Source organism: Mesorhizobium monacense (assembly GCF_056781675.1).
Map to the genome: position 1 here is coordinate 3,079,927 of NZ_CM165567.1, position 12,769 is coordinate 3,092,695.

Consider the following 12,769-nt stretch of genomic DNA (forward strand, 5'->3'; position numbering starts at 1 on the left):
TCCGCACCGTGACCGATGCTCAAAAGCCGACCAGGCGCAAGATCCTCATGTCATCCATGCTGCTGCCGCTCGCTGCCAGAAGCGCATCGGTCACGCCGGCCGATGCCGCCCCGCGCGCGGACGGCAAGTCACTGGTGGCGTTCTTTTCGCGGAGCGGCAACACCCGCGTCATCGCCGGGCAGCTCAGCCGGGCGCTGCCGGCCGATCTCTTCGAGATCGTGCCGGCGACACCTTACCCGGCCGACTACTTCGAAACCGTCGAGCAGGCGCGGCAGGAGCGCGATCGCGGCGACCGACCGCCACTCAAAGCCCAGCTTCCAAGCACCGCCCCTTATGCGACGGTGTTTCTGGGATTCCCCATCTGGGGTGAAACCGCGCCGCCCGTAATCCGCACTTTCCTCACGCTCCACGACCTTGCGGGCAAGGCCATCATTCCGTTTATCACGCATGGCGGCTTCGGACCCAGCAACAGCCAGGCCGTTCTGGCCAACCACGCCCCTCAGGCGCGCCTGATGGAAGGGTTTTCGATGCAGGCGCCACAAGAGCGCCAGACCATCGAACGGGTCACCCAGTGGTTGGACACGCTAAAGGTCAAATAGTCGGTTATTCGTCACGGGACTACGACGGTCCCTTTGGAGTCAATTCCTACGCCGCCTGAACGATTTCAACCAGTTCGACGTCGAACACCAGATCCTTTCCAGCCAACGGATGATTGCCGTCGAGCTTGACGCTGGCGTCGTTCACGCCGACGACCGTTACCGGCATGGGGCGCCCCTCGCGGGTTCTGACCTGCAATCGAGTATCGATATCGACGTTGATGTTATCAGGCACGCGAGCGCGGTCGATGGTCATGACCGCTTCGGGGCGGTGGGGGCCATAGGCGGCTTCGGCGGGAACGGTGACGGTGCTTTTCGCACCGACCTCCATGCCCTCGACATGCGTTTCGAGGCCGGGGATCACCTGCCCTTCACCCAGCGTGAATTGCAGCGGCTCGCCGCCGGAAGAGTCGAATTGAGTGCCGTCAGCCAGACGTCCAGTATAATTGATGCGCACGGTGTCGCCATTCTTGGCCTGTGTCATAGCGTCATCCTTTGGGAGTTTTTGAGGGACCGGCCAGAGTTCACGGTCCCGTTTTCGATCATCCACGCACTAAGGTGCACGGTGCGAAACCCTAAAACTAGGGCCTTGGCTGCCGATGTAAACCCACAGATTGAGCGATGAGGGCATGACCCGCCCGGCCTCGCGTTCCAGCGGCTGGACTGCACCCGGTCAACGTAGCTGTAGATATGGAGCTTGAGCGGTACGGAGGGTGGTACGCCGGCCGGCCCGTGTTCGCCGGCATCGCGCCGGCTGTGGGCTCAAAAAGCGATCGCGCCATCCAGCTCCGACAGCGGCCTGACGCCGGCCAAGAGCGCCCTCGCCTCGGCCTCGTCGCGCTTCATCTGTGCGACCAGCGCGTCGAGCCCGTCGAACTTCACCTCCGTGCGCAGGAAGCCGAAGAACGACACCTCGCAGGTCTCGCCATACAGATCGCCGGAGAAATCGAAGACGAAGGTTTCCAGCAGCGGCGCGCCGTTGTCGTCGACCGTCGGCCGGCGCCCGAAGCTGGCGACGCCATCATGCAGCGTGCCGTCGGCGCGGCGGAAGCGGACGGCATAAATCCCTTCCTTCAGAGTGGCTTCCGGCGAAAGCCTCATATTGGCGGTTGGGAAGCCCAGCGTCCGGCCAAGCCGCTGGCCGCCGATCACTTCGCTTTCGACGGTGAAGCGATAGCCGAGCAGGCCGGCGGCCTCGGCCACCTCGCCTTCGCAAAGGAGCGCGCGGATGCGGCTCGACGACACCACCTCGGCGCCCTCGTCGCGAAAGGCATCGACCAGGGTAACGCCGAAGCCATGGCGCTCGCCTGCGGCCATCAGGAAGGCGGGGCCGCCCTGGCGGTCCTTGCCGAAGTGGAAGTCGAAGCCGGTGACGGCATGGGTTATGCCGAGGTTTTCTTCCAGGATACCGGTCACGAAGGCTTCTGCTGACAGTGAAGCAAACTCGCGCGTAAAGGGCTGTTCGACCAGAGCGGCGAAGCCCAGATGCGACAGGAGCCGCGCTTTCATCGGCGGCGGCGTCAGCACGAACAGCGGGATATCGGGCCTGAACACCTTTCGCGGATGGGGCTCGAAGCTCAGCACCAGTGGCGGCGCGCCGCGACGCCGCGCTTCGGCAAGAGCGCGGTCGAGCACCGCCTGGTGGCCGCGATGGACGCCGTCGAAATTGCCGATCGCCACCACGCCGCCACGCAAATGGGCCGGCAGCGGCGATGTTGCGGTAATACGTTCGAAGGCTTCGGTCATTCTGAGGCTTCCGTCATCGGGGCGATCCTACTCCCCTATTGCAGTCTCGGAATGACCGCGACCGGCCGATAGCCATGCTTTTCGAGAAAGGCCGCGAGCCTGGCAGGGTCGGGCTGCAGCGCATCGCCATAGTCGCGCGCATGGATGCCGCCGGAGACATAGAGCACGTCGAAGCCGTTGTCGGCCGCGCCCTTTATGTCGGTCATCATGCCGTCGCCGATGGCCAGCACCTTTGAGCGCTCGACCGAACGGCCGAGCAGCAGGGCGACCTCGCGCATCGCGACCTCATAGACCGGCGCGTAGGGTTTGCCGGCGATCAGCGTGCGTCCGCCGAGCTGGGCATAGTCGCGGGCCAGCGCACCCGCACACCAGATCATGCGCTCGCCGCGCTCGACCATGATGTCGGGATTGGCGCAGATGAAGGGCAGGTTCCTGGCCCGCAGCCGCCGCAGCAACTCGGCGTAGTCCTCAGGCTTCTCCACCTCGTCGTCGAACAGGCCGGTGCAGACCACGCCGGAGGCCTCGAACTCCTCGACAAGATCGACGTCGAGGCCGTCATAGAGGGTGAAATCGCGGTCGGCGCCGATATGGAAGATCTTTCTGGGACCCTCGGCGATCAGGTCGCGGGTGACGTCGCCCGAGGTTACGACGCGGTCATAGGCGGTCTGCGGGACACCTATCGCGTTCATCTGCGCCACCACGTCGGCGCTGCGGCGCGGCGAATTGGTGATCAGGACGACCGGCAGCTTCGCCGCGCGCGCCGTGGCCAGCGCCGCGGCCGCCGCTGGGAAATGCCATTCGCCATTGTGCACCACGCCCCAGACATCGCAGAGGATGGCCGCATAGGCCGCCGTCAAATCCGCGAGCGAGCCGATAATGTCGGGCGAATCCGCCATGCCGTTTCCCAAATCGTGTTCGTTGCGAAGCTGCCGCCGACGGTCCGCCGCAGCCGGTCCCGCATTAGCGGAAGCGCTCCGTCCTGTCACCAGCTTTTGCCATCGGCGGCGGGACTGGCGGCCAAGGGCGCGGCATCCCCCCCTCGAAGGCTGATCCGGCACCACAGGGTTAACGCGCAGTCAAAAAGGCGGTGCGACCTTGATGCTTTCGAGCAACGTGAAATTTAACGGTCTGTGACCATGGTCGTAGATCGACTGCGACTATGGTCGTACATTGGTGGGGGCTAAAGACGATGATCCGCAGGTTTGCGCGCGACAGGCGCGGCAATTATGCCTTGATGACCGTTATCACCATGGTGCCGCTGATGGGCGGCGTGGCGCTCGCCATCGATTATTCGGAACTGGTGCGGCAGCGGCAGGAAACGCTGAACGCGCTCGACGCGGCCGGCCTAGCCACGGCCCAGCAGATTGTCTCCGGCGCGACCGATGACGCAGCCAAGGCCTACGCCAAGGACTTCTTCGAAGCCAATCTGAACCACGTCAAGCCTGCCAATACGACGCTGACCGTCACGCTGCCCAAGAACAATACCGGTGGCGGCACGCTGGTGCTCCAGGCTGCGCTGAAATATCAGCCATACTTCCTGCCGGCTGCGGCCAGTTTGCTCGGCAAGACCGCCGGCGCCAGCGAAATCGACTTCAGCGCCAGATCGGAGATCCGCCTCAGGAACTCACTGGAAGTCGCGCTTGTGCTCGACAATTCCGGCTCGATGGCGGAACTCGGCAACGGTTCGAGCACCGTCAGGTTCGACCTTCTCAAGAGCGCCGCCAAGCAGTTGGTCGACCAGCTTGCCGCCCACGCCCAGGCGATGAAGCAGGTCACCAAACCGGTCCAGTTCAGCCTGGTGCCTTTCGCCGCCTCGGTCAATGTCGGCTCGGCAAACGCTGGCGCGACGTGGATGGACACGACAGGCGTCTCGCCCGTCGACCAGGAGAACCTCGATTGGTCGACGCTTACCCAGGCTGTCAGCTCGACCCAATATGCCCAGAAGGTTGGCAGCATCTATTACGCCCGAGGCACGGCCTGGGACGCGACGCAGAAAGATCAGCCGCTGACGCGCTTTTCGCTCTACAAATGGATGAAGCGCATTTCGGCATGCACGGCCTCGAACGGCACCTGCACGTCCAACATAACCTATGCGCCTATCGCGAGCTGGGGCGGCTGCGTGGAATCCCGCCCCTATCCCTACAACATCCAGGATACGGCTGCTTCGACCTCGACACCGGCAACCATGTTCGTGCCGATGTTCGCGCCCGACGAGACCGACAGAACCGACACCAACAATCCAGCGCGCCCGGCCAACAACAACTGGCATCTTGATGTCTCCAGCGGCACCGACGCGGTACGCCAGAAATTCATGCCGAAATACTTTAACTACGGCACCAAGGTGACCCCAGCCTACGGCTCGAATGCGGGGCCGAACGCAGGCTGAAGCACAACCGCGATCACGCCGCTGACCGACGTGTCGGACCCGGACGGCGCAACGGCCGTCAAGAAGGCCATCGACGACATGGTTGACGTCGGCGCCACCAACGTGCCGGAAGGCATGGCCTGGGGCTGGAGAACGCTTTCCAACGCGGCGCCGTTCACTGGGGGCAGGCCCGAGACCGAAAGGGGCAACGACAAGATCCTGATCGTGCTGACGGATGGCGCCAACACCTACTACACGCCGACATCAGTGGTAGCGCAGACTTACTCGGGCACCAACTACAAGTATGGCGGCAACGACCTTGCCGGCGCCAAGTCGATCTACTCGGCCTTGGGATATCTTGCCTACCCCAATCAGACCAAGCCGTTTAACAGCCCCTACACCTATGGCCGCCCGTTCCTGGGCACCAGCGACAAGGTCGCCAAGGACGACTACTCGAACGCCAACTACACCAAGGCGATGAACGAGCATTTCGCCACGCTATGCAACAATGCAAAAGCGGCCGGGGTGATCGTCATGACGATCGCGCTTGACCTGGACGCGCGTGATCGTCATGACGATCGCGCTTGACCTGGACGCGGCCAATACGACCGAGGCGGCACAGATGACCGCCTTGAAGACCTGCTCGTCGGACTCGCGCTTCCGCACGGATCCGACCGACCCGAGCAAGGCCGCCAAGCTGTTCTGGAATTCGACCGGCGCAACGCTGTCGGACGATTTCAAGGAAATCGGCAACGAACTGTCAAACATGCGCATCGTCAGCTGATCGACTGGCAATCATGGAGCGCCATCCTTGCCCCCTTCCCAGTTGGTTAGAAACGCCAAGCCCGCAATCGAGCGGTTTCCCAAATCCGTCCTTCAGCGTTTTGTGAAACTTGTGGCCGCATTGAAGAATCCGCAGGCGAGCCCCTTACATAAAATGCGTGAACTCTGGCGTGACTTCTGCCGCGACCGGCGCGGCAACTATGCCCTCATGACCGTGCTCGCCATGGTGCCGCTGATGGGCGGCGTGGCGCTAGCCGTCGACTTCGCGGGAATGACCAACGAGAAGCAGAGGGTGGTGAACGCGCTCGACGCCGCCAACTTCGCCACCGCCCGCCGCCTGGCCGAAGGCGCAACCGACGACCAGTTGAGGGCCTATGCGCTGGACTTCTTCAAGGCCAATCTCGACAGTGTCGATCAGGCCAACACGACGCTCGATGTGACGCTGCCCAGCAGCACGACGGGTGGCGGCCTGGTGAAGCTCTGCGCGGCGCTGGTGTACAAACCCCATTTCCTGCCGGCGGCGGCGATGCTGATCGGCAAGACCTCCACCGATGTCGACTCTTCCGTCTGCTCGGAAGTCCGGCTGAAGAACACGCTGGAAGTCGCCATGGTGCTCGACAATTCCGGCTCGATGAGCACAGCCGGCACTGGCTCGGGGCAAAAGCGCATCGACCTGCTCAAGCAGGCCGCCAAGCAGCTTGTCGATACGCTGGCCTTGCAGGCGGCGGCGATCAAGCAGATCGACAAGCCGGTCCAGTTCAGCCTCGTGCCCTTCGCCGCCTCGGTCAATGTCGGGCCGGACAACGACAATGCCTCCTGGATCGACGCCTATGGTCTGTCGCCGGTCCACAACGAGAATTTCGACTGGTCGACGCTCAATGCCGCCGACAAATATGCCGAGAAGATCAACGGCATCTGGTACAAGAAGGGCGCCGGCTGGGGCGAGGAAGAAGGTCAGATGCTGACCCGGTTCTCGCTCTATCGCGACATGAAGGTGGTGACCAGCCACGAGCGCATTGTCGGCAGCAAGCGCGTCGTCTGCGACGAGTACCGCGACAACCACACCTGCAAGCGCAGCCACGATGAATACGATTACAACGACACCTATGGCCCGTTCGCCAGTTGGCAAGGCTGCGTCGAGGTCCGGCCCTACCCTTACAACGTGAACGACGAACCGGCCTCCGGCGGCCCCAACAACACCGGCACCAGCGTCGGCGACCCGGCCACCATGTTCGTGCCGATGTTCGCTCCGGACGAGCCGGGTAACCATTGGTACCTGACGCAGGATCCCGATGAGGCGAAGCCTGTTACCTATGGGGCGGCAAACAGCTGGTGGAACGACGACCCGACAAGCACGACCGGCAAGACGCGGCAGTCCAACATGGCCAAGTATTTCCAGCCGCGGCCGATCGATGCGCCGGTGCTGTCGAAGGGCGCCGGCCCCAATTACAGCTGCACCACAACGCCGATCACGCCGCTGACCGATGTCACCAAGCTGGAAGGGCTGACCGCGATCAAGGCGGCGATCGACCTGATGGCACCCAACGGCAACACCAACGTGCCGGAAGGCATGGCCTGGGGCTGGCGCACCGTGTCGAGCACCGAACCCTTCACCGAAGGGCGGCTGGAGACGGAGCGCGGCAACGACAAGGTCGTCATCGTGCTGACCGACGGCGAGAACACCTATTCGACGGTAAGCAGCGACCCGGCCGGCAACAAATCGACCTATGCCGCCTATGGCTATACCAGCCTCGCCTATTACGGCACGGCGGTGACCCGGCTGTTCGGCGGCACGTCGAGCGACGTTGGCGAGTTCAACTACACTTCGAGCAACTACACCAAAGCGCTCAACGAGCAGATGGCAACGCTGTGCAACAACGCCAAGGCGGCCAACATCATGGTGATGACTGTCGCGCTCGACATGTCGGCGACCGATGCCGGCGACAAGAAGGCGATGGACGCGCTGAAGACCTGCTCTTCCGACTCGCGCTTCCGCAAGGACCCGACTGACGCCAGCAAGCCGGCCAAGCTGTCCTGGAATGCGACCGGCGCCACGCTGTCGGACAATTTCAAGGAAATCGCCAACGAGCTGTCGAACCTGCGCGTGGTGAGCTGAGGCAGCTTCGATCCCTTCGCCAATTGTCAGCGCTGGCGCAACCGCTCCCTCTCATCATGCCCTTGCGGTTGTTGAATGCACATGGTGAGTGTTCCCGCCACCACCCGGAGACTCCCTGATGCCCGACGCCGCCAACCATCTTGCCTTTGCGCTGGTCTGCCTCGGCATGGTGCTGACGCCTGGGCCGAATATGATCTACCTGATCTCGCGCTCGCTCTCGCAAGGTCCGAAGGCCGGGCTGATCTCGCTCGGCGGCGCGGCGCTGGGCTTCCTGTTCTACGTGCTTTCGGCGGCCCTCGGTATCACCGCATTGTTGCTTGCGGTGCCCTTCGCCTATGACGCGCTGCGTCTTGCCGGCGCGCTCTATCTGCTGTGGCTTGCCTGGCAGGCTGTGAGGCCCGGCGGACGCTCGCCGTTCCAGGTCCGCGAATTGCCCAAGGACAGGCCGCGCAAGCTGTTCGCCATGGGTCTGATGACCAATCTGCTCAACCCGAAAGTGGCGGTGCTTTACCTGTCGCTGCTGCCGCAGTTCATCAGTCCCGGCAAGGGTCATGTGCTGTCGCAGCTTCTGGTGCTCGGCGTGACGCAGATATCGATCAGCCTTACCGTCAACGCCATCATCGCGGTGACGGCAGGGTCGATCGCCACCTTCCTCGCCGGACGGCCGTTATGGCTGGTCGTCCAGCGCTGGATGATGGGCACCGTACTGACGGCACTGGCGTTCAGGATGGCGACCGACGCCCAGCGCTAGGGTGCGTTGATATCCAGGTGATGCCGACCTGCGAGCGGCGGCTTCCTGCGCTTCCGGTGCTCACGTACTTTAAGTACGCTCCGCTCCGGTTCTCGGAAGCCACCATTCTCGGCTCGGCCTGACCTGGATCTCAACACACCCTACAGCTGAGCGCCCGCTACATCGGCCGGCGGACCGGCCGGATCTGCTGCGGCTCGACCACCCTGCGGTAGAGATGCCAGGTCGCATGGCCGAGGATCGGCATGACGACGGCGAGCCCGGCAAACAGCGGGATCGAGCCGACGACCAGAAGCACGGCGACGATCAGGCCCCACAGCGCCATCTGCAGCGGATTGGCCATCACCGCGCGCGCCGAGGTCTCGATGGCCGAGACGGCGCCGACATCGCGATCGAGCAGCAACGGAAAGGCGATCACGGTGGTTGCCAGCACGATCACGGCAAAGACGAAGCCCGCCGCATTGCCCAGCAGGATCAGCGTCCAGCCCTTGCTGGTCGTGAGAACCTCGCGGATGAAGGCGCCGATCGAGGCCGGCGGCTGGTCGCCGAACAGGCCGGTGTAGATCGCCTGCGCGGTGTATAGCCACAGCAGGAACAGCGCCAGCAGCATGAAGCCGATCACCGTGATCGCGGGCAGCGCCGGCGAGCGGCGCACGTCGAGCGCATGCCGCCAGGAGGTGTTCATGCCGAGCTCGCGCCGGCGGCTGATCTCATAGAGGCCGATGGCGGCAAACGGCCCGACCAGGGCGAAGCCCGACATCAGGGGATAGACGAGCTGGATGGCGTTGGAACCGGACGACCATTGCGTCAGGATCAGGCCGACGATCGGATAGATCAGGCACAGGAACACGTAGTGCGAAGGCTTGGCCCAGAAATCGTCGACGCCGAGCCGCAGCGCATCCAGAAGATCGGCATTGGTGATGCGGCGCACCGTTGGCTGTACGTGCATTCCACGTGCGTCCGCCATGACATGAAAGCCGGCCATAACCTTCCTCCCGTGTGTCGGGGCGGCCACCGCCTGGATGGCCACCCGCAGCTGCCACGTCAAGAACGAAATCACGGTAACAAATCTGGTGGCGATTGTCGCCGCGTCAATGGCTTGGAGCGGCTGTCGTCATGTACATTCCTTGGCTCATGTGACCGTGCTGGCAGGCCTTTTTTTTGGTCAACATTGAGCGGCATTTTAGCATTCGGCCTTTTAGTGTTTTCTTAAATGGCCCGTAGATTCCCCTCGCGTACCACGTAAGCCTGACAAACTTTGGCATGGGGCAATGTTCACGTTCAAAGCCTTCTGGTTATCGGAGCGCGGCAACTTTGCCATAGCGACCGCCATAGCGATGCTGCCGGTAATGATTGGCGTGGCCAGCGCCATCGATCTGGTGGGCACGAGCGACGACGCCGCGCAATTGCAGAATTCGCTGGACGCGGCTGGGCTGGCCGTCGGCACGAAGTATTCTCCCGACATGACGGCTGGCGAAGTCCAGGAGCTTGGGCTGACATTCTTCGCGGCCAACCTGCGCGACGTCGACCAGGAAAAGTATTCGGGCAGCGTCTCGGCCTTTTCGGCAACCGCCAGCGGAGTCTCGGGCGCCTATTACATCTCGCTTTCGTCCAACATCAGCCGACCTGGCTTCATCAGCGGCTCAGCCCCCTGGCGGGCGCACCGCTCGGCCTCGGTCAAGATTGAGCCCGGAGCGCAGGCCTGCGTGCTGGCGCTTGATCCGCATGCATCCGCCGCCGTGAACCTGCAGGGCTCGACCAATGTCTCGATGAGCAGCTGCGTGATCGCGTCAAACTCGGATGCGTCCGATTCCGTCAACAGAGGCGGTTCCGCGCTTGTTTCTGCGGGCTGCGTCTCGACCGTCGGCGGCACTTCCGGGCTTTCGCTGCCCAACGCCAGTCTCACCTGCGGAACGCCACTCGAAGATCAATATGCATCCATCGATCCTCTGGCCGAAGTCGTCCCTCCCCCCTACACATTGTGTCTGCCCGTCCCGAACGGCAAAACCTACACGCTGTCGCCCGGCACCTATTGCGACAAGACATTGTCGGGAAAGATCACGCTGGATCCGGGCATCTACATCCTGCGCGGCACCACCATAAAGCCCGGGGGGAACGGCAGCCTGACCGGCCAGGGCGTGACCCTGTTCCTGATGGAGGGCGCGCAGATCTACCTAAATGCCAATGAGACGGTGAACCTCTCCCCGCCCACCAGCGGTCCCTATGCCGGTATCACCATTTTCCAGGACCACGGGAACACGTCCGCCTTGACGTTGAATGGCGGCGCAAATTCCGTGATCAGCGGTTTCGTTTACTCGCCCGACGCGCCCGTTTCCTACGCCGGCAACTCTGATATGAGCGGCCAGGGCGACTGTCTGAGGCTTGTCGGCAAGACCGTGCAGATGACGGGAAACTCCTCCGTCAGAACGGACTGTGCGGCCCTGCTTGGAGATCGCGAGATGTATGCCGGCCGCTTCATCACTCTCGCGAAATGAGCGAGTATTTCACGCCGCGCGGGTAGCGATTTTCATCGCTGCCCGGATGCCGATTTGTTGGCGGTTGTCGCCATCGGGCGGCGCCTGGCGCTGGCGCCGCCCAGCTAACAGTTCTAGGCCGCGAAGCGTTCGATCACCTCGGCCAGCGGGACGTGCCCCAGGGAGGCACCCAAGCCGACAGGCTTTTCGCCATCCTCGACGGCCTGGGCGTATCGCACAGCCGGATCGGCCTCGATGCGGCGGCGCAAGGCGGCGAGCTTCGGATAGGCGGCACCGTCGATCGCCTGGTGGTACTCGGCCCAGCGCGCCACGCCGATCAGCGTGGTGTCGGCCAGTGTCAGCCGGTCGCCGACCAGGAAGTCGGTATCGGTGATCATGGCCTCGAGCCGGTCGTGGCGCTCGGTCACCGCGTTGCGGCCGAAGTCGCGCAAGGTCGCCTGCAGCACCGGATCGGGCGACGCCATTTCCAACGCCACCCAGAGCGGGCTGAAGGCGGCGGTGAAGCCGGTGTTCACGAAAGCCATGAGCTGGTGCATCCGGTCGGCTTCCGGCGTGCGCGGCTCGAAGCTGATGCGACGCTCACTGTCGCGGGCTTCGAGCCATGCGGCGATGGCCATGGTCTCGGTGACCACTTTGCCTTCGTCAGTGATCAGCACCGGCGTTTCCTGACGGCCGTTGATGCTGGCGTAGGCATCGTTCTTCATCTCGGCCAGCATATCGACGCGACACAGGCGGTAGGGTTGCCCGACGCGCTCGAAGGCAGCGACGAGCCCCATCGAGCTTCCCGCCGGGAAGCCGTAAAGGAGGATAGGTTCCATTTTGTTGTCTCTTCCATGTTTAGGGGATCACGCCGCGCAGCGAAACTTGACCCTAAACGCTGGTCGCCCCATGTAAATTACGCACTATTCTGTAACCAGTCCGCCACAGGCCCCCCATGAAAGACGTCGTCTCGCGCTGCCCGATCGAAGAGACCATGCGCGTGCTCAGCGGTCGCTGGCCGACCTTGCTGCTCTACTATCTGAAGGACGGGACCAAGCGCTTCAGTGAGCTCAGGCGCGACAATCCGACCGTGTCGCACCGCATCCTGGCGCTGGAACTGCGCAAGCTGGAGGACGCCGGCATCGTGCGTCGGACAGCGCATCCGGGCTACCCGCTGCGCGTCGACTACGACCTCACTGCGCCCGGCCGCAGCTTGTGCCGCTGATCGATGCGCTCGGCGCCTGGTGGGTGCATACGGAAGACGATCGGACCGGCCGTTCTCCAATCTCGGAAACAAATCTCGATACGGCCGCCTAGGACTATCCGTTCGACCGGAGATTTTCGTCCCCCTGCCCGGCAAAAGCCATGATCGCGCTTATGTCAGGCAGGCATGACAATTGCAAAAATTGACAATCGACAAGCCCAATCGAAACTGAACAGGCGCCTGCTGCTAAAGGGAGCCGGCCTAGCTGCTTTGGTTGGGCTTGCGGCCTGCAGCACCGTTTCGCAGCCGACCGGCGAAGGCTCCGGCGTCTCCTCATCCGCCACTGGCACGCTGGCCGGCATCCGGGCTTCGGCCGGGCTCGGCCCGCTGGTTCCCGATGGACAGCTCGAACAGGCGGCGCTGCAGCAGGCCGGCTATATGGCCGGGGCACGCCGCATGAGCCATGCAACCGGCTGGGGCAAGAGCTTTTCCTCGCGCGTCAGGGGCAATGGCATTGCCGGTGCGGCCGCCGAAAACATTGCCGAGGGTCGCTTCGACCAGCAGAAACTGTTCGACATCTGGGTGCATTCGCCCGGCCATCGCCGCAACATGCTCGACCCGCGTTTCACCCGCTTCGGCCTTGCCTATGTGCGCGACGGCCGCGACTCCAGCCTGCGCTACTGGAGCCTGGTGCTCGGCAGGTAACCGCGACCGATCAGTCGCGCCAATCTGCAGAG

13 protein-coding genes and 1 pseudogene are annotated in these 12,769 nt (G+C 63.4%); 9 read left to right on the forward strand and 5 right to left on the reverse strand.

From position 1 onward, the window contains the following. The first annotated feature begins 8 nt into the window (after positions 1 to 8). Positions 9 to 599, forward strand: a complete 591-nt coding sequence (locus tag AC1RUK_RS14800) for a flavodoxin (RefSeq protein ID WP_481835027.1) — start codon at positions 9 to 11, stop codon at positions 597 to 599. Positions 600 to 645: 46 nt separating this feature from the next. On the opposite strand, the gene AC1RUK_RS14805 is transcribed toward AC1RUK_RS14800, so the two are convergent. The 3 genes from AC1RUK_RS14805 to AC1RUK_RS14815 form a co-directional block, all read right to left on the reverse strand. Then, a complete protein-coding gene (locus AC1RUK_RS14805; RefSeq protein WP_481835026.1) occupies positions 646 to 1,080 on the reverse strand; it encodes an FKBP-type peptidyl-prolyl cis-trans isomerase in 435 nt (144 codons plus the stop codon). A gap of 278 nt (positions 1,081 to 1,358) precedes the next feature. Further along, positions 1,359 to 2,342: a bifunctional riboflavin kinase/FAD synthetase gene (locus tag AC1RUK_RS14810; protein ID WP_481835025.1), complete on the reverse strand. Its 984-nt coding sequence runs from the start codon at positions 2,340 to 2,342 to the stop codon at positions 1,359 to 1,361. A gap of 35 nt (positions 2,343 to 2,377) precedes the next feature. Further along, a complete protein-coding gene (locus AC1RUK_RS14815) occupies positions 2,378 to 3,238 on the reverse strand; it encodes a TIGR01459 family HAD-type hydrolase (RefSeq protein ID WP_481835024.1) in 861 nt (286 codons plus the stop codon). A 293-nt stretch (positions 3,239 to 3,531) separates the two neighbouring features. Here AC1RUK_RS14815 and AC1RUK_RS14820 point away from each other — a divergent pair, with 293 nt between their 5' ends. The 5 genes from AC1RUK_RS14820 to AC1RUK_RS14840 all read left to right on the forward strand — a co-directional run bounded on the left by AC1RUK_RS14820 (position 3,532) and on the right by AC1RUK_RS14840 (position 8,357). After that, positions 3,532 to 4,728 carry a TadE/TadG family type IV pilus assembly protein gene (locus tag AC1RUK_RS14820; RefSeq protein ID WP_481835023.1) on the forward strand — a complete coding sequence of 399 codons (1,197 nt, stop codon included), beginning with the start codon at positions 3,532 to 3,534 and terminating at the stop codon, positions 4,726 to 4,728. A 30-nt stretch (positions 4,729 to 4,758) separates the two neighbouring features. Then, the gene (locus AC1RUK_RS14825) at positions 4,759 to 5,295 is read left to right on the forward strand and encodes a hypothetical protein (protein ID WP_481835022.1); all 537 of its coding nucleotides are present in this window, start codon (positions 4,759 to 4,761) and stop codon (positions 5,293 to 5,295) included. Next, entirely contained in the window at positions 5,279 to 5,491 is a 213-nt protein-coding gene (locus tag AC1RUK_RS14830; RefSeq protein ID WP_481835021.1) for a hypothetical protein, read from the forward strand. Before AC1RUK_RS14825 ends, AC1RUK_RS14830 begins: the two co-directional genes overlap by 17 nt. 153 nt (positions 5,492 to 5,644) lie before the next feature. Further along, positions 5,645 to 7,606, forward strand: coding sequence for a TadE/TadG family type IV pilus assembly protein (locus AC1RUK_RS14835; protein ID WP_481835020.1), 1,962 nt, complete (start codon positions 5,645 to 5,647; stop codon positions 7,604 to 7,606). Between the two features lie 118 nt (positions 7,607 to 7,724). Further along, entirely contained in the window at positions 7,725 to 8,357 is a 633-nt protein-coding gene (locus AC1RUK_RS14840; RefSeq protein ID WP_481835019.1) for a LysE family translocator, read from the forward strand. A 157-nt stretch (positions 8,358 to 8,514) separates the two neighbouring features. Here the strand turns inward: AC1RUK_RS14840 and AC1RUK_RS14845 are convergent, their stop codons facing one another. Beyond that, positions 8,515 to 9,339 (reverse strand): DUF2189 domain-containing protein, encoded by an 825-nt coding sequence (locus AC1RUK_RS14845; protein WP_481835018.1) that lies wholly within the window; start codon positions 9,337 to 9,339, stop codon positions 8,515 to 8,517. A gap of 286 nt (positions 9,340 to 9,625) precedes the next feature. On the opposite strand from AC1RUK_RS14845, the gene AC1RUK_RS14850 reads away from it, so the two are divergent. After that, positions 9,626 to 10,849: a TadE/TadG family type IV pilus assembly protein gene (locus AC1RUK_RS14850; protein ID WP_481835017.1), complete on the forward strand. Its 1,224-nt coding sequence runs from the start codon at positions 9,626 to 9,628 to the stop codon at positions 10,847 to 10,849. Positions 10,850 to 10,962: 113 nt separating this feature from the next. Here AC1RUK_RS14850 and AC1RUK_RS14855 read toward each other — a convergent pair whose 3' ends face one another. After that, a complete protein-coding gene (locus AC1RUK_RS14855; RefSeq protein ID WP_481835016.1) occupies positions 10,963 to 11,667 on the reverse strand; it encodes a glutathione S-transferase family protein in 705 nt (234 codons plus the stop codon). 116 nt (positions 11,668 to 11,783) lie between these two features. Between AC1RUK_RS14855 and AC1RUK_RS14860 the strand changes: the two are divergent. Continuing rightward, positions 11,784 to 12,145, forward strand: a pseudogene (locus tag AC1RUK_RS14860) (winged helix-turn-helix transcriptional regulator). Between the two features lie 73 nt (positions 12,146 to 12,218). Continuing rightward, positions 12,219 to 12,737, forward strand: a complete 519-nt coding sequence (locus tag AC1RUK_RS14865; protein ID WP_481835015.1) for a CAP domain-containing protein — start codon at positions 12,219 to 12,221, stop codon at positions 12,735 to 12,737. The last annotated feature ends 32 nt before the right edge of the window (positions 12,738 to 12,769 follow it).